The sequence below is a fragment of the Natronococcus sp. A-GB7 genome (assembly GCF_029688865.1).
Lineage (GTDB): Archaea > Halobacteriota > Halobacteria > Halobacteriales > Natrialbaceae > Natronococcus.
Genome location: NZ_JARUKV010000004.1, coordinates 117167 through 139362, shown reverse-complemented (window position 1 = coordinate 139362; position 22196 = coordinate 117167). Strand labels below are relative to the sequence as shown.

Genomic DNA, 22196 nt, shown 5'->3' with positions numbered 1-22196 from the left:
CTGTGTTCGTACGAGCAGGACTCCTACTCGTCGGTATTACCGCGAAAGCCCCTGCCGTTCTGGGGCGTTCTGACTCGCTGCGCGCGCTCCTTGCAGTCGCGTGCTTGCGTCGTCGGAACGCCCCAGAACGCCAGCCCCTTTCATTCCCACCCGGCGGTGGTTGGGGAGGGCTGCAGACTCAACGCCAAACGTTCCATTCGCCCTCTCACGTAACGAATCGACCGATCAAGATTCACGAAGTAGACCGAATACTGAACCCATTTCCCAATAACTGAGCAGCAGAGGAGAGCGATCAGGCGTCTCGAGTACCGATCGCAGAGCGGCTCCGCCAGATCCCGACGGCAAAGGCGACGAGCAACGCGAGCGCGACGACGAGGTAGAGGTCGTCCAGCAGCGGGCTGTAGGTCATCACGGCCTGACGGCCGAGGTAGGTGACGACCAGCGCCAGCACCGCCGAGACCGAGAGCAGGCCCAGCAGGACCGAATCATCGAAGCGCCACCGGGCGACCAGCACGGCGACGATCACCGACGCCAGCAGGGCGAGGGCGACGCCGTACTGGAGCAACTGGACCGTCGGCGAGTAGCTCGAGACGAGGCTCAGCTCGGTCGGGCTGAGCGCGACGTGGGCGGGCAGGGCGAGGAGCCCGAGCCCCAGTGCCGCGGTGACGTGACTCCCCCGCAGCGACGCCGACCAGACGAGCGCGGTCGCGACGACGAACATCGAGAAGATCAGCACCGCGGTCCAGAAGTGAAGCGAGAGGATGTCCATCGTGTACTGGGTGACCGTCTCCCGACCGAGAACGACCTGGATCGGCGTCAGGACCATCCCGGCGACGACGAGCGCCGTGACGCGTCGGTCGATCGACGGCGAGCGCCAGGCGGCGACCGCCGAGCCGATGATGGCGAAGCCGGCGAACATCGCGACGAAGCGGTGGATCCACTCGTAGAAACTCGGCAGGTTCGCGGGCAGGAGGTTGTACGGACCGGCGTCGCACTGGGGCCAGTTCGCCTCGCAGGCGAGCCCCGCACCGGTTGCCTTCGCCGCGACGCCGAGCAGGATCGTCGCCGCGACCAGCGTCAGCGTCGCCGCGAGCAGGTGCGGGAAGCCGACGCGAGCGATCAACGAGCGAAATCGGAGACCGGAGGTGTGGCTGTGAGTCGACACGGGCGTTCTGACGGGGGTTAGGACCACCCGTATTTAGATTGCCCGAGTCGAGCCCGGTCCCGGGTGGATTCGAGCCGTTCGCCCGATTCGAGCCGAACCGGTTCGTCGCATTCAAGGCTCGCCCTCACCAGCGCCCGACATGGACAAACGCGAGCGACTCGAGCGCACCCTCGAGGCCCGCGACCTCGACTCGATCTGGTTCGCCCGACCGAACGCCTTCGCCTGGCTCACCGGGGGAAACAACGTCGTCGACCGCGAGGGCGACGCCGGCGTCGCGGCCGTCGGCTTCGACGGCGAGTTCCGAGTGGTGGCGAACAACATCGAGGCCGACCGCATCGCGGCCGAGGAGCTGCCCGACCTCGAGGGCGTCGCCATCGAGCGATTCTCCTGGTACGAAACCTCCCTGGCCGAGGCGATCGCGGACCGAACCGAGGACGAGCGCGCGGCCGCGGATATCGACGTCCCTGGACTCGAGGGCGTCGACCCGACCGAACTTCGACAGCCCCTGACCGAGCGCGACCGCGAGCGTTACCGCGAGCTCGGCCGGGAGACGGCGACGGTCCTCGAGTCGGTCTGTCGCGAGCTCGAGCCCGGCGACACCGAGCGCGAAGTCGTCTCGGCGCTGCGGGTCGGGCTCTCGGCCCGCGGGATCGAGTCGCCAGTGGCCCTCGCCGGCGGGAGCGAGCGCGCCCAGCAGTACCGTCACTACACGCCTACCGAGGCCGAGCTCGGCGACTACGCGCTGGTCTCGGTGACGGCCGAACGGGGCGGCTTGCACGCCAGCTGTACCCGCGCCGTGGCCTTCGATCCGCCGGACTGGCTCGGAGAGCGCCACCGGGCCGCGGCCCGCGTCGAGGCGACGGCGCTGGCGGCGACACGGGAAGCCGCGACGAACGGCGACACGGCTGGCGACGTCTTCGACTCGATCCGCGAGGCGTACGCCGCCGTCGGCCACGACGGCGAGTGGGAGCGCCACCACCAGGGCGGGGCCGCCGGCTTCGCCGGCCGCGAGTGGATCGCGACGCCCGACCACGAGGCACCGGTCCGGTCGCCGATGGCCTACGCCTGGAACCCGACGGTACAGGGCGCGAAAAGCGAGGATACTGCTCTCGTTACCGAGGCCGAAATCGAGGTGCTGACCGAAACCGGCGAGTGGCCGACGTTCACTGCGACGGCCGTCGACCGATCGTTCGAACTCGAGCGACCGGCGGTGCTCGGGCTCGAGGAGTAGCGCCCGTTACCGCTCGGGCTCGGGCTCGTCGTCGTCTGTTTCGCTCCCGTCGACGTCCACGTCGTCCTCGAGAGCCATCGAATCGGCTTCGCCGCCAGTCGACATCGCATCGGTGTCAGCGACGGTGATCGTAACGGGCTCGAGGTCCTCCTCGAACCCCTCATCGGAGTGTCGATCGAGGACGCGATCGAGCGTAAAGATGGTGTTGAGCTCGTGTTGGACCTGGTCGACGACGCCGCCGACCAGTTCGCTCGGCTGGATCGCCGTGTACTCGTAGGGGTTGTTGCCGGCCCCCTCGCTCTCGCGTTTCTCCCGGCTGACTCGCTCCTCCTCGTGGAGTTCTGCCAGCGCCTCCCGGACGGTGCTCGGATAGAGCCCGGTCCCCTTCGCGACCTCCTCGGAGGTGCTGCCGGGGCTGGCCAACAGGTGAACGTAGATCTTCGCGCGCGTTTCCGTGTCGAGGATCCACGAGAGCAGGTCGACGATTCGCTGGTCGACCTCCTCGACGGTCGGGGGGCGTTCGGTGCCCGTCCCGTCGGCCTCGAGTCGTTCGTCGTCCCCGCCCCCCTCGTCCGGGCGGTCGTCGGTGTCGTCTGAAGCCATGTCCCTCTCGTGGAGGACGAGGCCACCTGCATGGTTAAACCTTTGTGGGAGTTCGGTCTCCGACCGTGCGTCGGTTCAGACGCGCGTTTCGAGCAGTTTCTCCTCGTCGTCGATCCGGCGATTGTGCAGTGCCCGCCCGCTCGAGCGATCGAAGAGGTGGATCGCGGACTCGGGCAGTCGAGCGGCGTAGCGCTGGCCGGCCTCGACGTGGCGCATCCCGTCGACGATCGCGTTGACCGACAGCTCGCTTCCCTCGAACGTCGCCAGCAGGTTGTTCTCGTTACCCATCGGCTCGACGACGTCGACCGTAACCGGGAACGCGTGGTCGTCGGTCGACTCCGCGGCGATCTCGACGTCCTCCGGGCGAACGCCCAAGACGAGCTCGGTCTCCCCCTCGAGCTCCTCGCGGATCGACGCCGAGAGCGGGTACGACAGCTCCGTCCCCTCGAGGAGGAGTTCGTCGCCCTCGAGGGTCGCGTCGAAGAAGTTCATCGACGGTTCGCCGATGAAGCCGGCGACGAACAGGTTCCGCGGCCGGTGGTAACACTCCAGTGGCGTCGCGACCTGCTGGAGACGGCCGCCGTCCAAGATGGCGATCCGGTCGCCCATCGTCATCGCCTCGGTCTGGTCGTGAGTGACGTACACCGTCGTCACGTCGAGCTCGTTTTGCAGCCGCTGGAGCTCCATGCGCATCCCCGCGCGGAGCTTCGCGTCGAGGTTGCTCAACGGCTCGTCCATCAGGAACACGGCGGGATCCCGGACGATCGCCCGTCCGAGCGCGACCCGCTGTTGCTGGCCGCCCGAGAGCTCTCCGGGTTTTCGATCGAGCAGCTCCTCGATCTCGAGCAGTTCCGCGGTTCGTTCGACGGAGCCGTCCATCGTCTCGGCGTCGAGGTCGGTCGACTCCTCGAGGCCGAAGCGCATGTTCTCCCGGACGGTCATGTGGGGGTACAGCGCGTAGCTCTGGAACACCATCGCGATGTCGCGTCGCTGGGCCGGCACGTCGTTGATGATCTCGTCGTCGATCGCGATCGCGCCCTCGGAGATCGTCTCGAGGCCCGCGACCATCCGCAGCGTCGTCGACTTGCCACAGCCGGAGGGACCGACGAGGACGAGGAACTCGCCGTCGTCGATCTCGATCGATACGTCGTCGACCGCGACGATCTCGTCGTCGCCGTCGGCGAAGCGCTTCGTTACGTTTTCGAGCGTGAGAGTTGCCATTGGTAGTGTGTGTGTCGTGGTCGTCTACGATGCACCGGTGATCCCCTTCGCGAACTGCCGTCCGAAGACGACGTAGATGAGGATCGTCGGCAGGGCGGCGATGAAGGCGCCCGCCATCTGGATGTTGTACTCCTGAGCCATCGACCCCTGAAGCTCGTTTAGCGACTGGGTCACGACGTAGTTCGACCGCGAGGTGACGAGCACCAGCGCGAACAGCAGATCGTTCCAGACCTGCGTGAACTGGTAGATCAGCGTCACGGCGAACATCGGCATCGACAGCGGGAGGACGATCCGCTTGTAGATCCCGAACGCGCTCGCGCCGTCGATCTTCGCCGCCTCGATCATCTCGTCGTCCAGCGTCTTGTAGTAGGATCGGAACAGGATCGTACAGATCGGGATCCCGTAGGCGGTGTGGGTGACCGTCAGCTCGATCAGGTCCGCCCGGTTCGCGAGAAACGGCGCGAACGCGAGCAGCCCCGCGAGGTCGACGGCCGACCAGAACTGTCGTAGCGGCACCAGCACCGACTGGTAGGGCAGGAAGACCCCCGCCAGAAAGAGCACGAGGATCCCGATCTGTCCCCGCCAGGACAGCTTCGTCAGCCCGTAGGCCGCGAGGCTGCCAAACAGCGCCGACAGGATCGTCGCCGGAACGACGAACAGCAGGCTGTTGACGAGCCCGCCCTGCATCGTCGCAAAGGCCAGCTCCCAGGGCTCGAGGGTGAACCACTCGGGAGTCGGCGGCGCCAGCGGCGTCGTCTGGACGAACCCCGTCTGGGTCTTGAACGCCGTCGTCAGCCCGCCCCACAGCGGGGAGAGGTAGAACGCGATCAGCCCCAGCAGTACCGCGTACAGCGCGGCCCGCTGACTATCGATCGTCTCGAGGGTCGTCGCGATCCGGCCCTCGCTCGAGGTCGATTCGGTTCGCTCGGCGGCGGTCATCGGCGGTCACCCCCGCGACCGGGTTCGGTCGTTCGACTCCGTCGCACGGATCGTCCCGTATATCGTCTCATCAGAGATCACCTCGCTTGTACTGCATGTAGAGGTACGGAGCGACGACCGACAGCGCCATCAGGAAGAGGACGGTCGCGACCGCCGCACCGTAGGCCCACTCGGTTCGGGAGAACGCGACCCGGAACATCATCACCGCGAGGATGTCCGCGGATCGCCCGGGCGTGTCGCCGAACATCACGAAGATGAAGTCGAACGCCTTCAGCGCGAACACCATCAACACGACTGCGGCGGAGGTCGTCGACGCGCTGAGCTGGGGGACGATCACGCGGCGGTACATCCGCAGCGAACTCGCGCCGTCGACCTTCGCGGCCTCGTAGTGTGCGTCGGGGATCGCCCGCAGTCCCGCCAGATAGACGACCATCGCGTAGCCGCTGAACTGCCAGGTCAGCGCGAAGATGATCGCCGCAAGCCTGGTCGTCGGATTACCGATCCAGTCCATCGTCAGGAAATCGAGCCCGATCGTGCTGAGAAAGACGTTGATCGTCCCCGTGGACGGGTTGTACATCCACGACCAGAAGATCGCCGTGACGACGAACGACAGCGCCATCGGCAGCAGGTAGATCGTCCGGAACGTGTTCTCGAAGCGGATGTTCTGGTCGATCAGGATCGCCAGCACGAGACCGATCGCCAGCGAGACGACCGTAAAGGCGACCAGCAGGACGACCGTGTTCCGAAACGCCGCGATAAACGAGGGGTCGTCCGGCATCTGTCTGTACATCTCGAGCGAGAGGCTCGTGTAGTCGGGCTGGACGAGCCCGCTCCAGTCGGTCAGCGAGATGAGCAGGTTCCAGCTGACTGCACCGTAGACGAACAGCCCGACCAGAAGCGCTGGCGGCAGCCAGAACGGAAGCGCCTGCACAGCGTCGCTGTGACGCAGCCGCGAGACTTTGCTCCCGCGGCTCGAGGTCGTTCCGCCGTCCGTTCTGAGCGTCCGCTCGCCGTCTCCGGAGCCGTCGGTACGTCCGCGGCGAATACGATCGAGTAGCCGACGTATATCAAATCCCATAAAATATCGTCGTGGCTCCTCAGAAGATCCCGATCAGATCTTCGGTGGTCTCCTCGGGATCCCAGTTGTCGGTAAACACCGCGAACGCTTCTTCGACCTCACTGGCCTGTCCCGGCTCGAGACCGCTCCCGTGTGAGATCGACGTCACCTGCTCGTCGGAGCCCTCGAAGTCATCCATCTGGTCCTGCAGGAACGGCGGGAACTCGTCGGTCGGAACGTCGGTTCGGGGCGGGATCGACCCCTTCGGCGGGTTGAACCGCTCCTGGGCGTCGACGGTCGAGCAGTACTCGATCCACGCCTCGGTCGCGTCGGGCGAGGGGTTGTTCGCCGGCATAACGAACGAGTCCATCACCATGGTGTAGACGTCCTCGGTACCGGGGAACGCCATGTAGTCCCAGTCGTCCTCGTACTCGAAGTCGTCGGCACCCTGGTACTCGCCGGCCGCCCAGTCGCCGTTGTGGTGGAAGGCGGCGTCGCCGGTGATCACGTCGGCGTTGGCCTCGTCCCACGAGACCGTGCCGGCGTCCTCGTTGTAGTACTCGCTGGTTTCCTCGACCAGCGACAGCGACTCCTCGATCTCGGCCTCGAGTTCGGCCGCCTCGCCGTCCAGGAACTGCTGGAAGGCGTCGACGCCGTGCTGACCGGTGAAGACGACCTCCCAGAGCTGGAGCACGCCCCAGGGCTCCTGGGTCTGCTGGGTGAGCCCGACGTAGCCTGCGTCGTCGGCCGCCTCGAGCGCCTCGAGGAACGCCTCCGGGCTGTCGACTCCCTCGGGGTCGACGCCGGCGTCCTCGAGGACCTCGACGTTGTAGAAGACGTTGTTCAGCCGGTGGATGTTGATCGGTACGGCGACGACGTCGCCCTCCGGGCTGGAGACCTCGAGGACGCTGTCGAGGTACTCCTCTTCGGCGCCGTCTTCCCAGAGATCGCCGACGGGTTCGAGGGCGTCGGCGTCGGTGTACGTTCGCAGCGCTTCCCCGGGCCAGATCTGGAACGTCCCCGGCGGATCCTCGTCGAGGACTCGCGTCTGGACCTCGGCGTCGATGGCCGCACCGGCCCCACCCGGTGCCGGGTTCGACTCGACCGTGTACTCGGTCTCCGATTCGAAGCCGTCCACCAGCGACTCGAAGGCCTCCTCCTCGCCGCCGGCGGTCCACCAGTGGACGACCTCGAGGTCGCCGTCGTCGTCGCCGTTTCCGTTTCCGTTCCCGTTCCCCTCGTCGTCGATCTCGTCGGGATCCTCGTCCTCCGCACACCCGGCGAGGACCGCAGTCCCGACTGCACCGGTCGACAGCAGATACTGCCGACGCGTGACTAGGCGGTTGTTTGCCATAACCACTCACAGATTTCGGTGCCCTCATAATAAATATACGTATTTTTATTCGCTCTCGAGTACCTCCCGACGTTCGCCCGAGGAGATCGACTCCCGCTGGCGATCCGTCGGTCGAACCGAACCGGTCCGTACCGCGCTCGAACGTTCTCGATTCGTGACCGATCGGTCGCGGAAGACGTAAACCGGATCGCGCTCGAGACCAGCGTGGATGGACGACGCACTGCGGTACCCGCTTCGCGGCGAGCACGGCGAGAAGGCGCTGCTCGTCGCCTGGCTCTGCGTGTTCGTCCACGCCATCGCCGTCCCCGTCCTCGCGCTCGTCCCGCTGGCGGGGTATCTCGTCTCGGTGTTCGCCGCAGCGCCCGACCGGGACCCCCCGTCGGCGCTCGAGCGGAGCGTCCTCTCTCGTGGCGTCGGCGCGACCGTGCTCGGAATCGCCTACCTCGCCGCGCCCCTGCTCGCGGCGGGCGTGACGTTCCGGCTGCTGCTCGAGACGACGCGAGCGCCGACGGGCGGCGACGCCGTCGTCGTCCTCGCCGGCTCGACGGCCGTGCTGTTCGCCCTCGCAATCGCCGGCTACCTGCTCCCGATTGGGCTCGGGAACTACGCCCGAGACGGTTCGCTCCGGGCCGGCTTCGGCGGTCTCGGAGATGCGGCGGGCAACGCTGCCTACTTCGTCGGCTGGTGTTCCGGGTCGATCGTCTTCCTGCTCGGAGTCGCCCTCTCGAGCGCGCTCGTCGAGATGGGCGGACTCGCGGTCGTCGTCGGCTCGCTGATCGGGGCCTACGCGACGCTGGTCGCGACGCGACGGGTCGCACGCGGGTACGTCGCCGCGACGGCGTGATCGGCCCGTCGTCTCGTTTCACCGCTCTCTACTCGAGTCCGCCGTCCTCGAGAGCGCCCATTGCGAGCCAGGCGTTCGTCAGCGGGTGATAGCCCGGCTCGACGGCCGTCCCGCGGTTCGGTCCGTCCCGTTCGTGACCGCGGGTCAGGCGCTCGTACCAGTTGCCGTACTTCGGGTTCCGGAGGTGCTCGAGGGAGTGTTCCCAGAGGCAGTCGTACCAGTCGGCGTAGGCGTCGTCGTGGCGACTCAACAGCGCGCTCGCACCGATGGCCTCCGTGTGGACCCAGCCGTACTTGTCGGGGACGATCGGCTCGCCGTCGGCCTCGACCGTGTAGTAGAGCCCGCCGTACTCATCGTCCCAGCCGAGGTCGACTGCGGCGTCGAACAGTTCGAAGGCCCGCTCGAGTATCCACGACTCCGACCGGTGGTCCGCCAGCAGGGCGAGCAGCTTCGCCCACTCGGCGTGGTGGCCCGGCTGGTAGCCCGGCGGGCGAAACTGGTGATTCGGCTCCTCGGCGTTGTACGACAGGTCCGGCTCCCACTCCTCGGTGTAGTGTTCCCACAGCAGGCCGTCGGTCGCGCTCGTCACCTCGCGGGTAAACCGGTCGGCGACCGTATGGGCGCGCTCGAGGAATCGTTCTTCGTCGGTCGCTTCGTAGGCCGAAAGCAGCGCCTCGCAGGCGTGCATGTTCGCGTTCTGGCCGCGGTAGGGCTCGAGTTCCCAGTCGGGCGATGCCTGGTCGGCGTACAGGCCGTGTTCGGGCTCCCAGAACCGCTCCTCGAGGACGTCGAAGGCTCGCTCGAGTTCCGCTCGGCCGCCGGGGATTCCGGCCTGGTGCGCTCTGGCTCCGGCCAGCAGCGCGAACGCGTGGCCGTAGCAGTACCGGGTTCGATCAACGGGCTCGCGGCCCGCGAGCAGCCAGTCGTACCCCTCGCGGTCGGCGTCCCAGTGGACCTCGGAGAGAAACTGCAGGCCGTGCTCGGCGGCGTACCGACACCAGTCGGGGCCGTCTTCGAGGACGCCCAGGCTGAAGTTGTGGACGCCCCGCGCGGTCGCGACGAGGTGTCGCGTTTGCGAGTCGTAGACGTGGCCGTCCCGTTCGTCCAACTGGGCGACGTACCCCCCGACCGACGTGTCGATACAGGCCGGGTAGTAGAAGTTCAGGATATCGCGAAACTGGTGGCGCAGTCCGGTTCGGGTCCGGTAGACGTTCATAGCTCGTCGTATCCGACGGGATCACATAGTGATTCGGTCGACTGGCCGTAACCGGAACACCAGCGGCGCGAGCGACGAGAGACTCGTCCCGGTCGGCACGGAAAGTACGGACGAGGTGACCGTCACCGTTGTTCCTCCTCGAGGAGTGCCAGTATCCGGGTGACGTAGGGGCTGTCGTCCCAGCTTCGGTGCGGACTGATCGCGTCGATTAGCGTTCTCGCCTCGTCGTGGGTCAGGTGGCCGTTTCGGGCATAGTCACGGATGAGTCGCGGCGTCGGGACGATGCGCGGCCCGTCGAGGACCGCGTGGATGAGCGGGAAGTTCGTCCCACCGAACTCGTCGGTCAGAAAGCCGTCGACACCGAGCGCGTTCGCGAGAACGATCCCGTCGGTCTCGCCGTCATCGAGGCCGAACGCTGGTCGTGAGTCCGGGGCGTCGGAGCGTTCGTACGGATCCTCGACCGAGTAGTGATCGCGGGCCGCGAGGACGTTGCTCGCGGCGGCGCCATGTATATCCCGGTACTGCGTGATATCGCGGAGTTCCGCGATCACCTCCGGCGGCACGACTGCGTCACACGACGTGAGGAGGTATTGGAGCGGATCTGGGGCACCGTCGGTGTCGTAGTCCGTGTCGGTGCGGGGCACGGCGAGACTGACGAGCGCGCTGGTGTCGGCGACGACCGTTCGGAGTTGCGGCCGACCGTTCATCGACCGTCGTCGTCGGTGTCGGCCGTCACCGCGTCGCCGCCGTAGATATCCGCGTCGTCGGGAGCAGCGAGATCGAGCGGTTCGTCCTCGAGGTCAGCTTTGAGGAGCCGAAGCCGCTGGGCGGTTTCGGTGCCGACCAGCTCCGTGACCGTCTCGAACTCGAGCCGATCGTCGTAGTACTTCCTCGCGACTAGCTCCCGGAACGTCTCGCTATCTGCGGTCTCCTCGATGTACTGACGGATGGCCTCGACGAGGAGATCCGTCCGATCCGTCTCGAAGAGCTCCGCGATCGCGTCGAGCCGATCGACCAGGTACTCCGGCGACTGGAAGTGGACGCGTCGGGGATCGTCGCTTGCGCTCATTCTATGTGCAGCTTTTGCACATAGAAGGATAACTGTTTCGTCGCTTGTGCAGGGTTTACACATCGATCCGAAGAACCGACAGCGAACGTGCCGGTCGTCCGTGTTGTCTCCTTCAACCCTCGCCGTCGTGATGGTTCGAGCGGCGTTTCCGCGCCGGCTACGGGGAAGCCGGACGGGTTGCGTCTCCGAGGACGGCAGTTGGTGATGACGGCTCGAAACTGACGAGTGTCGTGTCCCCGTCGTCGACCGTCGACGTGCGGTTCTTTACCGATGGCCGAGACATCGGACGCATGGAGTTCGGCATCATCGGTACGGCGGGAATTGCCCGAAAGTCGGTACTGCCCGCGATCGACGCGAGCGAGCACGCGGTCGGGGCGGTCGCCTCCCGCGACGGCGAGCGCGCGCGGACGTTCGCCGACGAGTTCGAGATTCCGCGACGGTACGGTTCTTACGAGGAGCTGCTCGAGGACGGCGGGATCGACGCCGTCTACGTCCCCCTGCCGAACGCCGCCCACGCCGAGTGGACGAAACAGGCGGCAGACGCCGGCCTGGACGTGCTCTGCGAGAAGCCGCTGGCGGTCGACGCCGACCAGGCCCGCGACGTCGCCGCCCACTGCGAGGACCGCGGCGTCACCCTCATGGAGGCGTTCATGTATCGCTACCATCCCCGGACCGAGCGCGCGATCGAACTCGCCCACGAGGAGCTCGAGGACGTCCGCTCGGTCTCGGCCGCGTTCAAGTTCCCGCTGTTCGGCGATCCCGACAACGTCCGCCTCGATCCCGACCTCGCGGGCGGGTCGCTGATGGACGTCGGCTGCTACGCCGTCTCGGCCGCCCGCCAGTTCCTCGGCGAGCCCGACCGGGTCTACGCCCACACCCACGACTCCCGGAGTACGGGCGTCGACACCGAACTCGCGGGCGTCCTCGAGTACGACGACGGCGCCTCGGCCCGGATCGCCTCCGGGTTCGACACGCAGAAGGTCCAGCGCTACCGCGTCGAGGCCGCAAACGGCTGGCTCGTGGTCGCGGACGCTTTCGACGCCCCTCTCGAGGAACCGCTCGAGCTGGAGTACCGGATTGACGGCCGCCACGCCGTCGAGACGTTCGATCCCACCGATCACTACCGCCTGCAGGTCGAACAGTTCGCCGACTGCGTCGAGTCGGGCACGCGGCCCCGAACCGACGCCGACGAGGCGATCGCGAACATGCGGGTGATCGACGGGCTCTACGAGAGCGCCAAGCGCGGGGAGCTCCGGGCGCTCCCGTAGTCACGAAAAAGCGGGACGATCAGTGCGTCTCGAGCAGCAACGACTCACAGAGGGCGTCGGAACCCTCCTCCTCGCGAAGCCGGCGCTGGCGCTCGGCCCCGCTCTCGCGCTCGTAGACCTCGCGAATGCCGTCGATTCCCAGCCGCTCGCACTCCCGGTCGACGAGTTCGCCGAGGTCGACGGTTCCCTCGAGGTCGCGATCGATGAGCGAGACGTCCTGGCCGTGGCGGATCGCGCGCCACTTGTTCTCGTCGAGCAGCTCCCGGCGGTGCTGATGGCCAGGGGTCCCGTCCTCGTACTCCTCGGCGAGGACCTCGACTAACGCGTGGGCGTACTCGACGAACGCCATCACCACGTCCGGATCGGCCTGGCCGTCGGGCGTCCGTAGCTCGACGGTGCCGTGGGCCGTGTGCGGGCGAACGTCGTACCAGAGCTCGCCCCGGTCGGCGATGGCGTCGGTTTCGAGCATCCGTCGTTCGAACCGGTCGAAGTCGTCGAAGTCCTCGAAGTGGGTCGGCATTCCCGTGTTGGGCAGCGCCTCGAAGATCTTCGCGCGGGCGGACTGGAGCCCGGTGTCGAACCCGTTCCAGTACGGCGAGTTCGCCGAGAGCGCGAGCAGGATCGGCACGTACCAGCGCAGCTCGTTGGCGATCCAGACCGCCTTGTCGGCGTCGTCGACGCCGACGTGGACGTGGACGCCGGCGGTCGTGTTGCGGTGCTGGGGGTACTGGATCCGGTCGAGCTGGGAGCGATAGCGGGGTTTCTCGGCGTGCTCGAGTTCGCGCCACTTCGCCAGCGGGTGGAGTCCCGCAGCGGCGATCCGGTAGCCGTGGGTCTCGGCGTGGTCGGCCAGCGCCTCCCGAACCGAAAGCAGCGAACCGCGGGCGTCACTCGGTTCCTCGATCAGGGGTGTCTGGGTCTCGATGACGAACTTGAACAGCTCGTGGTCGAGCCGTCCCTCGAGGATCTCGGGGGGTTCGTGCTCGTAGACGAGTTCGTCGGTGCCGCTCGTCGGGCGGCCCCGCTCGTCGACGACGTAGAACTCCTCCTCGATGCCGAGCGTACCCATGCGCGCAAACGATTCCGGCGACCCGCGTTCCATTGGCTCCCGTTTTCGGCCGCGGTGATAAATACCGTTTGGACTCGGCAGGGCACCGGACGAACCGGGTGCTCAGTCGTCGGCCGGCTGCGCCTGCGAGGCCGGCTGCGGCTCGCCGAGCATCTCTCGGAGATCCGTCTCGGGCTCGCCGATCGGCTGCAGACCGAACTCCTCGTGGAGCAACTCGACGTTCGATTCGGTGAGAAACTCCGGCACCGTCGGTCCGAGTCGAATGTCCTCGACGCCGAGGTGGAGGAGGCCGAGCAGGACGGCGATCGCCTTCTGTTCGAACCACGACAGCACCACCGACAGCGGGAGGTCGTTGACGCCGCAGTCGAACGCCTCGGCGAGCGCGCCCGCGATCTTGACCGTCGAGATCGAGTTGTTACACTGGCCGAGATCGACGTAGCGAGGAATCTCGGTGCCGGGAACGGTCCCCATCTCGAGGTCGTTGAACCGGAACTTGCCACACGAGGTCGTCAGCACGACGCAGTCGTCGGGGATCGTCTTGACGAGCTCGCGGTAGTAATCACGGCCGGGTGTCGGTCCGTCACAGCCCGCGACGACGAAGAAGCGCCGGAGCTTGCCCGACTCGACGGCCTCGACGATCTCGTCTAGCTGGTCGAGGACGGGCTCGTGGTGGAACCCGGTCGCGACGGTCTCGTTGCTCTCCCAGTCGACCGCCGGCAGCTCGGTGGCCCTCTCGATGACGGGACCGAACGCGTAGTCGTCGATCGACTCGACGCCCTCGAGTCCGGTCAGTCCTGTCGTGAAGAAGCGGTCGCGGTACTCCTCCGTCGGCGGCTGGACGCAGTTGGTCGTGCCGACGATGGCGCCGGGGAAGTCCCGGAAGAGGAGTCGCTGATCGTGCCAGGCGCCGCCGACGTTCCCCTTCAGGTGGTCGAACGTCGCGAGTTCGGGGTAGCCGTGGGCCGGCAGCATCTCCGAGTGGGTGTAGACGTTGATCGGTTCGTCCTCGGTCTGCTCGAGCAACTGCTTGAGCCCGTAGAGGTCGTGACCCGTGACGAGGATCGACTTCCCTTCGACGGCGTTCTGGGGGACCTCCGTCGGCTCCGGAACGCCGAGTTCGGTCGTGTGGGCCTCGTCGAGCAGCTCCATTACGTCGACGGCGGCCTTCCCGGACCGCATCGCGAGGTCGACGTGGTCCTCGGTGCTGAAGTTAACGTTGGTCAGCGTCGAGTACAGCGCCTCGTGGACGAGGGCGTCGACGTCTGGGTCGCGGTAGCCCATGTCGCGAGCGTGGGTCGCGTACGCCGAGATCCCCTTGAGTCCGTAGACGACGAGCTCCTGTAGCCCGTTGATGTCGGGTTCCTTGCCACAGACGCCCCGAACCGTACAGCCACCCTCGGGCGTTTGCTCGCACTGGTTGCAATCCATACTCGAGTTACAACACGGCGACCACATAACAGCCGAGCGCAATTCCCGCGGGCTCGCAATACCCGCAAAACGGGTTCGGGCTGGGGTTTATGTTCCCCTGTTATGACGGTCCGTTCGACGGACCAGTCCGGCGCGGACACGTTCACGCGACGCGACCTCGCCCGGCTACCGCGGGCGCGCGACGATCCCGAGGTGGTCCGCGTGGTAGTCGTCGAGCCGACGGTACTCGAGAACCTCGTACCCCTCGGTCAGCTCGTCGCGAACGTCCTCGAAGACGGCCGCGGGCTCGCGAGTCACATCCTCGCTTCGGGCCTTGACCGCGAGCACCAGTCGGCCGTCGTCGGCGAGAAAGCGCGCGTTCTCGAGTGCGACCCGGGCCTGTCCCCGCGTCGCCACGTCCTGGACGATCGCGTCGACGTCGCGCTCGACGACGTGGGCGTACGTCTCGGGTTTCCGGGCGTCCGCAAGGAGCGGAAAGAGTCGGGGGCGGGAGTCGGCCGCCTCGAGGAGATCTCGTGCCGGACGCGGGGCGAACTCGACGGCGTAGGTCGGGCCGGCGACGTCGGCGACGTGGCTGACCGTCGTCCCGCTGGCGGCGCCGAGATAGAGCACCGTTTCCTCGTCCCCGCCCTCGAGCCCCGTCTCCATACCGAGGGCGAGCATCGCGCCGAGCTTCGATCGGTTCGGGTTCCAGGCGCGCCACTCGCCGTCGGTGGGCTCGCCGTAGACGGGCTCGCCCTGCGTAGCGAGGCGTTCCTCGCCGTCGAACTGATGGCGTTCGACGCCTACGGGTAGCTCGTCGCTCACTCGCCGCCACCCCCGTTCTCGTCGCCCTCACCGTCTGCGGTTCGGGACTGGATCGTCTCGATGCGCTCTGCGAGTTCGGCCTCGAGTTCGGGCTTGCGCTCGCCCGAGTAGTGATCGACGCGGGCGGCGATAGCCAGTTTGCCTGCGACCGCCCGCGCCGCGGAGCCCCGCTCGTCGGGGTGGGTCCCCCGCACCGCGTCGTGGGTGTAGATGATCCCGTGTTTCGGCGAGGAGGCGTGTCCCCGGAGGTGGGCGAACAGCGCGTCCTCGGCGCCCAGCACCTGGACGGTTCCGCTGGGTTTCTTCGCGAGGGGCTCGAGACCCCCGGCCAGCGAGATCAGCCGGGCCGCCAGCACGGGGTCGGCGAGCGCCGCGAGGTTCGGCGCGACTGTCGGCGTCTCGCGCTCGACGTACTCCCGCAGGTCCTCGGCCTCGTCGGCCAGCGAGACGACGCGCTCGGCCAGCGAGCGAACGCGCTCGTGGCCGACGTCGCGCTCGGCGTCCTCGCCGGCGATCGCTCGAGCGTACTCGACGCCCGCACCCGCGTCGGGATCGATCGTTCCCGCCCACTCAGCGAGGCGTTCGGCGAGTTCGTTCGCCGTGCGCGTGCAGTCGTCCATCGTCCGCACCGCGTGGACGAGCTGGCGGTCGTCGGCCCGCTCGGCCCGTTCGACGGCGTCGCGAGTCGCTGCCGTCGTCGCCTCCTTGAGGCGATCGTAGTACTCCTCCGCGTCGCTCGCAAAACCCGCTTCGACGGCCAGTTTCGGCCAGTCGGCGGGCTCGGCGGCCGTTCCCTCGGTGATCGCGGCGGCCGCGCCCTCGCTGTCGTCGGGCTCGAGCTCCGCGAACCAGCCCGTCTCAGCGGGCGAATCTGCTGTCATACCCGACCCTTGTATCTCGGGGCGGTAAGTCGTTCCCGATCCGGCGGCGTGACTCGGCTACCGTTCGTCATCCCGGAGCCCCTCGAGGCCCGCTCTCGTCACGTCGACGCCCTCGCTCTCGCCGGGCAGGATGTCGCCCAGGGCGGCACCGAACGCGCCTGCCGTCCAGATGACGGTGATCCGCCCGAACGCCTCCACGGTCGTCGGCTCCGCCTCGAAGATCCGTCCCCACATGATCATCAGTCCCGTCGCCGTCAGCAGCGAGATTCCCAGCACGCCGACCAGGCGACGGGGAACGAACCCGAACAGCGGGTCGGTCACGCCGACATCGCGGATGTCGGTCCAGTAGAGCAACGCGGTCGTGAACAGCCCGATGAACAGCACGTTCGCGATCAGGAAGACCGGCATCCCCGCGACCGCGAACTCGACGAAGTGTTCGGCGATCTCGAAGACGCCGTCCTCGACGAGCAGGGGAAGCGAGAGGAGGATGCTGCCGACGAACGCCTCGGCCATGTCGCGGGTGGTGTAGCGCTTGATCCCGTTCTCGACCGCGTGGAGTCCCGGGACGTGGTGGGCCGTGTGGATCGCCCGCCGCACCTGCTCGCGCTCGGCGGGGTGGTCGACGAGCTCCTCGAGCTCCTCGAGCTCCTCGACGAGCCGCTCGAGATCGGCCTCGGACGACGGATCCCTACCCGACGAGGGCTCCGAACCGGGTTGTGGCTCTCGCTCGCTCATTCGAGACGGATATCCGAGGGCGAGCGCAAAAGCGCGTCGACTCGAGGCGGACGCGACGAGGGATCCGCCGCGTTAGACGCCGAACGTCGCCCGGAGCATATCCCGGGTTCCGGGTCCGAGACCGACCGCGACGACGGCGACCAACAGGAGGTACGCGAACTGCGGGCTCTCCTCGAAGATCTCCTCGTTGAACAGCCAGATGATGAACACGGGCGCGGCGAGTTTCAGGAGGGCAAACGGCCACGCGCTGCCGATGACCTCCGCGCTCTGAGGCAGAAGCGCACTCGTGTACGTGACGATCGCGTCGTTGACGGGGTGTTTCGGCGTGTAGGTCATCCCCCAGACGTGCGACCAGTCGAGCATCAGCTGGTTCGCGAAGCCGTCGACGGCGTGGGCCCAGATGATGACGATCCCCATATACCGGGTGCCCGCGTTCAGCCCGGGCGCGAACCGCTCGATCGCGAGCCAGACGATAGCCGTCGAGACGGTCGCGGCCGTGAGCACGATCGCTGGAATCGTCCAGTAGAACGTCGAGTACGTCTCGGTCGCGGCAGTGTACCCCAGGAAGCCGAGCGTCGCCGCGAGCGCGACGGCGCCGACCCCGAACAGCGGGTACTCGTACCCCGAGACGTACTCCTTTCGCTCGAGCCAGACCCCGGCGACGATCGCGACCAGTGCGACCAGGAAGACGGTGACGTAGATCAGCGGGCTGATCAGAAAGCCCGACCACGGCAGCTCGATCGCCAGCTCGCCGGTTTCGCGGTAGGCCGCGACGTTCGCGTCCTCGACGGTTCGCAGGGCGCCGCCGAACAGCATGAACGGGAACAGCGCGAAAAAGCCCGCCCGGTAGCGCTCGATCTCGAGCCAGTCGATAATGAAGTAGATCCCGATCAACAACAGCAGGAGCGTCGGGATGTAGCCGGCGTACGAGATCGCCGTGTAGCCGGGCTCGGCGGTCGGTCCGGCGTCGGCACCGGCCTCGTTGCAGGGTAGCTCGTCGCCGCCAGCCCACGCGACGCAGTTCCAGCCGTGGGCGTCGGCGACGACGGGCCCCCAGTAGTACTGCCAGATGAGATCGACGTACACTCGCTGTGGAAACGCCACCGCGAGGGCGACGACGGCGACAGCGAGCACGACGACGGTCGCGGCCCAGATTCTGGCGGGGCCGAACCGTTCGATGTACTCGTCCATACCCGATACCGTGGGAGCGACCGCTTACCGTTTCCGGTTTGCACTCCGAGAAAAACGCAAGCCTACGCGTCGATCCCGCGGGCGGCCTCGAGCAGCTCGTCGTGAACTGCGCCGTTCGAGGCGACCAGTCCCTCGCTGTCGTGGCGCCAGCGCTCGCCCTCGAGATCGGTCACCTGCCCGCCGGCCTGGCGGATCATGTGAACACCGGCGACGGTGTCCCACGGGTTCGCCCGCAGGTTCGTCGTGATCCCCTCGAGGGCGCCCGACGCGACCATCGCGAGCCCGAGCTGGGCGCAGCCAAAGCGGCGCATGTCGCCGAAGCGGGTGACGATCTCGCGGTTCGCCGCGGCGTACTGGTCGCGGTGGTCGAAGTCCCACCAGAACGTCGGCGAGACCGTCGCGGCCTCGGGGTCGGCGCAGTCGCTGACGACGATCGGCTCGTCGTTCCGGAACGCCCCCTCGGGACCGCTTCGGTACTCGTCGTCCAGCGCCGGACAGACGATCGCCGCGCCGACGGGTTCGCCGTCGACGACCGCCGCGACGGCGGTGCCGAACGCCCGGATCCCCCGGACGAAGTTGTTCGTCCCGTCGATGGGGTCGACGATCCAGGCCGGCCCCGACTTCGGAACCGCCTTTAGCTCGTCGTCCTCCTCGCCGACGACGGGGTCGTCGGGGTAGGTCTCGCGGATCGCCTCGATTACCGCGACCTGTGCCTCGCGGTCGGCTCGCGTGACGACGTCGGTCTTGCCGTTTTTCGTCTCGACGTCCAGGCTCGTGCGAAACGCGTCGCCGGCGATCGCGGCGCCCGCTCGAGCCGCACGTACGGCGGTGTCGGCTCGTCGGTCGAGTTCGTCGGAGTCACTCATTGCTCAGTCTCCGTGCTCGACGTCAAAAAGGGATCACGTTTCGACACGCCTCTCGGCTCGAGTCGGCGTCCGTGGAGTGGCGGTTCTCGAGGGAAACTGACGGCAACTATCGCAGTAGATGTCGCACAAGTTCGCTACTCAGAAATTACGTGAAAGTCGCGTTAGGTATAGGCGAAGCAGGTAACGACACAGCAATCAATTTATACGATAGCTGTCAAGACCACCCTGCTGAATATAGAGAATGTATGCAGAAAGTATAATTTCAGATGTGTTAATTATATCTACGTATCGGATTCAAATCGAATAAGACGTCCTCATTACGTGCCTTGACTAGACCCTTTTGCGCTTGGTACCGTTACGAGGCGACTCGGGCCAACCACACGCCAGATGATGTGTGGACGGAACAGTTTAGCCGGCGGTTGCTGTAATGAGAAGACCTGAATTGCGGCTTCTGATAACCTTCTATCCGTTTGGGTACGGCGGAACAAGCGATTGAGATACCAGTTAAGAACGCCCGTTCCACGCGGTCTGGGGCCTTCGGTCTGCGGAAACTCCAAGTCACCGCCGATTGTCAGGTCCCACGCGACATCGGTAATCTCTGTGGCATCGTCGAAAAACTGGGATTCCATCCCCGTCCGGTCACTCGTCGCAAGCACATGATGGAGCGCCAGCGCCTGGAGGACCGCTACCGACATGCCTTGCCCGTTGACCGGATTATAACTGGCGATGGCATCGCCAATAACGATCAACCCGGTAGGCAATCGATCGAGGTCTTCGTACCTGTATCGACGGTTGGCTGGAAACGGATAGTGTCTGATGTCCCCGGTGATCAGCGGGTGCTCGTCGAGGAGTTCTTTCACGACGGGGGTGCGCAAGCGCGCAGCGAACTCTTTGAAACCCGTGGTATCGTCTGGCGCATGATCACCGTGCATACCATAGAGGCAGATGAGCCATCGGTTCCCCTCAACGGGATGAACATGTGCTCCGCGTGTGTGAGGCGCGTCCGCCATAACTGCGAATGCCCGGTTATCGGTTGGGGGGCGCTCGATAAAGGTCGACGTGTAGCCAAGGTCGATATGGATCTCTTCAAGCGGTGGTGGCGTGTATCCGTGATCTTCCAGCCACGCTGGCGTCCGACTCGTTCGACCGGTGGCGTCAACGACTAGCTCGGCAGTGAGTTGCTCGATTTCGAATCGCTATCCCCTCGATGCTCGTTGCATCGTCATCGACGAGGTACTCGATGAACTGACACTGTGCTCGTATATCGACGTGATCGAGCGTGGAGACGCGCTGGCGAACCAGATGCTCGAACACCGGTCTCGTAGCGAAATACATTGAATGGCGCTCCGTTCCAGGTGCCAAGAAGTCACCCTGGGAATGAATTTTGAAGTCGTTTCCGAGTTCGCTCGTCACCGCACCAGCTGCGAGTAGTTCCTCACTGAAACCCGGGAACAGATCCTCCAGCGTGGCTCGACCGCTCTCCCAGAGAGCATGTGGCTGAGGTCCCTGGGGCACCCCACGTCGTGGGATGGGTTCCGTGGGGAACGAATCACGATCGATTACGGTGACTTCACTGAACGCATCTGCGAGTACCCGGGCTGTCACCAATCCAGCCATGCCCGCCCCGACAACTACCGCCCGCCCTCTCTGCTCGGGAATCTGTTCGCGGTCGTATTGGGGGATGGTTGCTAACGTCATCTCTGTCGTTCACCAGTCCTCCGCGAGGATGGAATGGACGTCGGAGAGTTCCACCCCATCGGGGACGTAAGTGAGGGTGTCCGGATCGTAGCCGAGCCGATCGGCGAGTTCACGACCCGTCTCGAAGTGGAACTCCGCGGCGGCTGACTCCGCGATGTCCCGGTACATCGACTTGATCTCGCGTTCGGGTTTCTCCGTGTCGAGTGATTCGCTCATTACTCCCATCGCCGCGGCGTTGGCCGCGTAGCCGACGTTCAGACAGGACCCAAGCGCCGCGAGCAGCAACTCGACGGCGTTCGGTGCCGTGCGCTCGCCAAGAATCTGTTCCGGTTCGTCACCCTCGACGTGAAGCTCCTGCGTTCGAACTCGTTCGCCGGCCTGATCAAATTCATCTATCGACGTCACGCATTTCAGCGCATCTTCCCACTCTGTTTCAGCGTAGAACCGGAATTGACCGGCATCCGGGTCATCTGAAATTGCATCGATCGTTTCAGTAAGCTGACCTACGTTTACGCCGTTCGTCGTTGTCATAGTGTGTCCCTCCTGTGGACAGCGTTTGATCGCACGACGTGTCGTGCGTCCGGCCCTTACGGGTGATTCGCTGTCCCCTCACCCAACGATTTGACGAGGGAAATGGCTATTTGGTAAAGTATTTTCAACTACTGCGAGATCTGTAGACGTTGAAGGAGACGCAACGAGTGACGAACGAGACGTGACCGATATGCGCTGTGGATTCAGCACGGTTCCTCAAACATCTATATTATCTGATAGAGGGACGGCGTTAGGTTCGCATCTGTAGGTAACAAACCGATCCAGATGTACAGTCCAGACTGAATACGGAAGTCGTACTGCCAACCACTAAGAATGCTAGCTGGAACTGTTTTGCACACCGATCGTCTAGTTCGCGGTTCTCGCATCCGCGGTTCTCACTCACTCCGTTCGCTCCGAACCGCGCTCGCTCCGAACCGCGCTCGCTCCGAACCGCGCTCGCTCCGAACCGCGCTCGCTCCGAACCGCGCTCGCTCCGAACCGCGCTCGCTCCGAACCGCGCCCGTCCCGAACCGCGTTCCAGTCGTGCGATACTGTGTACTGATGTACAGTGGCTACTCGTCGGTCGTGTTGCGTAGAAGTTTGCGAGGGCAAGAGGCTCGCTCTTGCCGCACTGGTTGCCAGTGCGAGGGGAGGGAATCGAACCCACGAACGTCTACACGAGCGGATCTTGAGTCCGCCGCCGTTGACCGCTTGGCTACCCTCGCACGCAGTCGACGGTTCGTAGCTGTCGTATGAATACCCTGCGGTTTCGCCTACACCGAGGGGTGGCACTCGAGGCCGCTCCGCTCGGCTGATCGCCCGGCGAGAGGCTCGAGGAGGTGTCGCGCACCGCAGTTGTGACACGCGTATCCCCCGTCGACGTGGGCGAAGAGGCGCTCGCCACAGCTCAGACAGCGTCCGTCCGAGTGCTTCATTGGCGTGACAGTCTTCCTCTCGGAAGATAAGCATTCCGACAGCGGGTTGCGGTTCTGGCGGAAGCGAACAGCCGTCGAGCGAAACGTA

Annotated in this window: 23 protein-coding genes and 1 tRNA gene; 3 read left to right on the top strand and 21 right to left on the bottom strand. The window is 65.9% G+C overall.

Annotated elements, in window-relative coordinates:
* Positions 1–292: 292 nt before the first annotated feature.
* Positions 293–1165, bottom strand: coding sequence for a COX15/CtaA family protein (locus QA609_RS05330; RefSeq protein WP_278301541.1), 873 nt, complete (start codon positions 1163–1165; stop codon positions 293–295).
* A 139-nt stretch (positions 1166–1304) separates the two neighbouring features.
* Here QA609_RS05330 and QA609_RS05325 point away from each other — a divergent pair, with 139 nt between their 5' ends.
* Complete coding sequence (locus QA609_RS05325) at positions 1305–2396, top strand: M24 family metallopeptidase (protein WP_278301540.1); 1092 nt, start codon at positions 1305–1307, stop codon at positions 2394–2396.
* 6 nt (positions 2397–2402) lie between these two features.
* Here QA609_RS05325 and QA609_RS05320 read toward each other — a convergent pair whose 3' ends face one another.
* The 5 genes from QA609_RS05320 to QA609_RS05300 form a co-directional block, all read right to left on the bottom strand.
* Positions 2403–2999 (bottom strand): helix-turn-helix domain-containing protein, encoded by a 597-nt coding sequence (locus tag QA609_RS05320; RefSeq protein ID WP_278301539.1) that lies wholly within the window; start codon positions 2997–2999, stop codon positions 2403–2405.
* A gap of 75 nt (positions 3000–3074) precedes the next feature.
* Positions 3075–4220: a sn-glycerol-3-phosphate ABC transporter ATP-binding protein UgpC gene (gene ugpC, locus QA609_RS05315; RefSeq protein WP_278301538.1), complete on the bottom strand. Its 1146-nt coding sequence runs from the start codon at positions 4218–4220 to the stop codon at positions 3075–3077.
* 24 nt (positions 4221–4244) lie between these two features.
* Positions 4245–5159: a carbohydrate ABC transporter permease gene (locus QA609_RS05310; RefSeq protein WP_278301537.1), complete on the bottom strand. Its 915-nt coding sequence runs from the start codon at positions 5157–5159 to the stop codon at positions 4245–4247.
* 70 nt (positions 5160–5229) lie between these two features.
* Positions 5230–6237, bottom strand: coding sequence for a sugar ABC transporter permease (locus QA609_RS05305; protein ID WP_278301536.1), 1008 nt, complete (start codon positions 6235–6237; stop codon positions 5230–5232).
* 19 nt (positions 6238–6256) lie between these two features.
* A complete protein-coding gene (locus QA609_RS05300) occupies positions 6257–7570 on the bottom strand; it encodes an ABC transporter substrate-binding protein (protein ID WP_278301535.1) in 1314 nt (437 codons plus the stop codon).
* Positions 7571–7778: 208 nt separating this feature from the next.
* On the opposite strand from QA609_RS05300, the gene QA609_RS05295 reads away from it, so the two are divergent.
* Complete coding sequence (locus tag QA609_RS05295) at positions 7779–8414, top strand: DUF4013 domain-containing protein (RefSeq protein WP_278301534.1); 636 nt, start codon at positions 7779–7781, stop codon at positions 8412–8414.
* A gap of 28 nt (positions 8415–8442) precedes the next feature.
* Here the strand turns inward: QA609_RS05295 and QA609_RS05290 are convergent, their stop codons facing one another.
* The 3 genes from QA609_RS05290 to QA609_RS05280 all read right to left on the bottom strand — a co-directional run bounded on the left by QA609_RS05290 (position 8443) and on the right by QA609_RS05280 (position 10699).
* Positions 8443–9630 (bottom strand): AGE family epimerase/isomerase, encoded by a 1188-nt coding sequence (locus tag QA609_RS05290; protein WP_278301533.1) that lies wholly within the window; start codon positions 9628–9630, stop codon positions 8443–8445.
* Positions 9631–9752: 122 nt separating this feature from the next.
* Complete coding sequence (locus QA609_RS05285; protein WP_278301532.1) at positions 9753–10337, bottom strand: hypothetical protein; 585 nt, start codon at positions 10335–10337, stop codon at positions 9753–9755.
* Positions 10334–10699 (bottom strand): hypothetical protein, encoded by a 366-nt coding sequence (locus QA609_RS05280; RefSeq protein ID WP_278301531.1) that lies wholly within the window; start codon positions 10697–10699, stop codon positions 10334–10336. Before QA609_RS05280 ends, QA609_RS05285 begins: the two co-directional genes overlap by 4 nt.
* 290 nt (positions 10700–10989) lie before the next feature.
* On the opposite strand from QA609_RS05280, the gene QA609_RS05275 reads away from it, so the two are divergent.
* Entirely contained in the window at positions 10990–11967 is a 978-nt protein-coding gene (locus QA609_RS05275; protein ID WP_278301530.1) for a Gfo/Idh/MocA family oxidoreductase, read from the top strand.
* Between the two features lie 19 nt (positions 11968–11986).
* Here QA609_RS05275 and QA609_RS05270 read toward each other — a convergent pair whose 3' ends face one another.
* The 12 genes from QA609_RS05270 to QA609_RS05215 form a co-directional block, all read right to left on the bottom strand.
* Complete coding sequence (locus QA609_RS05270) at positions 11987–13069, bottom strand: glutamate--cysteine ligase (RefSeq protein ID WP_278301529.1); 1083 nt, start codon at positions 13067–13069, stop codon at positions 11987–11989.
* A 69-nt stretch (positions 13070–13138) separates the two neighbouring features.
* Complete coding sequence (hcp, locus tag QA609_RS05265; RefSeq protein WP_278301528.1) at positions 13139–14464, bottom strand: hydroxylamine reductase; 1326 nt, start codon at positions 14462–14464, stop codon at positions 13139–13141.
* A gap of 165 nt (positions 14465–14629) precedes the next feature.
* Positions 14630–15271, bottom strand: coding sequence for a fibrillarin-like rRNA/tRNA 2'-O-methyltransferase (locus tag QA609_RS05260; RefSeq protein WP_278301527.1), 642 nt, complete (start codon positions 15269–15271; stop codon positions 14630–14632).
* Positions 15268–16152 (bottom strand): NOP5/NOP56 family protein, encoded by an 885-nt coding sequence (locus tag QA609_RS05255; protein WP_278301526.1) that lies wholly within the window; start codon positions 16150–16152, stop codon positions 15268–15270. The genes QA609_RS05260 and QA609_RS05255 overlap by 4 nt, the downstream gene beginning before the upstream one ends.
* Before the next feature lie 57 nt (positions 16153–16209).
* Positions 16210–16887 carry a DUF2391 domain-containing protein gene (locus QA609_RS05250; protein WP_278301525.1) on the bottom strand — a complete coding sequence of 226 codons (678 nt, stop codon included), beginning with the start codon at positions 16885–16887 and terminating at the stop codon, positions 16210–16212.
* Positions 16888–16959: 72 nt separating this feature from the next.
* Positions 16960–18078 (bottom strand): DUF63 family protein, encoded by a 1119-nt coding sequence (locus tag QA609_RS05245; RefSeq protein ID WP_278301524.1) that lies wholly within the window; start codon positions 18076–18078, stop codon positions 16960–16962.
* 62 nt (positions 18079–18140) lie between these two features.
* On the bottom strand, positions 18141–18944 hold the full coding sequence (locus QA609_RS05240) for an inositol monophosphatase (RefSeq protein ID WP_278301523.1): 804 nt from the start codon (positions 18942–18944) through the stop codon (positions 18141–18143).
* Between the two features lie 317 nt (positions 18945–19261).
* Positions 19262–20131 carry an FAD-dependent monooxygenase gene (locus QA609_RS24660; protein WP_343233787.1) on the bottom strand — a complete coding sequence of 290 codons (870 nt, stop codon included), beginning with the start codon at positions 20129–20131 and terminating at the stop codon, positions 19262–19264.
* On the bottom strand, positions 20100–20561 hold the full coding sequence (locus QA609_RS05230) for a hypothetical protein (RefSeq protein ID WP_278301632.1): 462 nt from the start codon (positions 20559–20561) through the stop codon (positions 20100–20102). The genes QA609_RS24660 and QA609_RS05230 overlap by 32 nt, the downstream gene beginning before the upstream one ends.
* A gap of 90 nt (positions 20562–20651) precedes the next feature.
* On the bottom strand, positions 20652–21047 hold the full coding sequence (locus tag QA609_RS05225; RefSeq protein WP_278301521.1) for a hypothetical protein: 396 nt from the start codon (positions 21045–21047) through the stop codon (positions 20652–20654).
* 768 nt (positions 21048–21815) lie between these two features.
* A tRNA-Leu gene (locus QA609_RS05220) sits at positions 21816–21898 on the bottom strand.
* A gap of 48 nt (positions 21899–21946) precedes the next feature.
* On the bottom strand, positions 21947–22108 hold the full coding sequence (locus QA609_RS05215) for a hypothetical protein (RefSeq protein ID WP_278301633.1): 162 nt from the start codon (positions 22106–22108) through the stop codon (positions 21947–21949).
* Positions 22109–22196 lie beyond the last annotated feature (88 nt).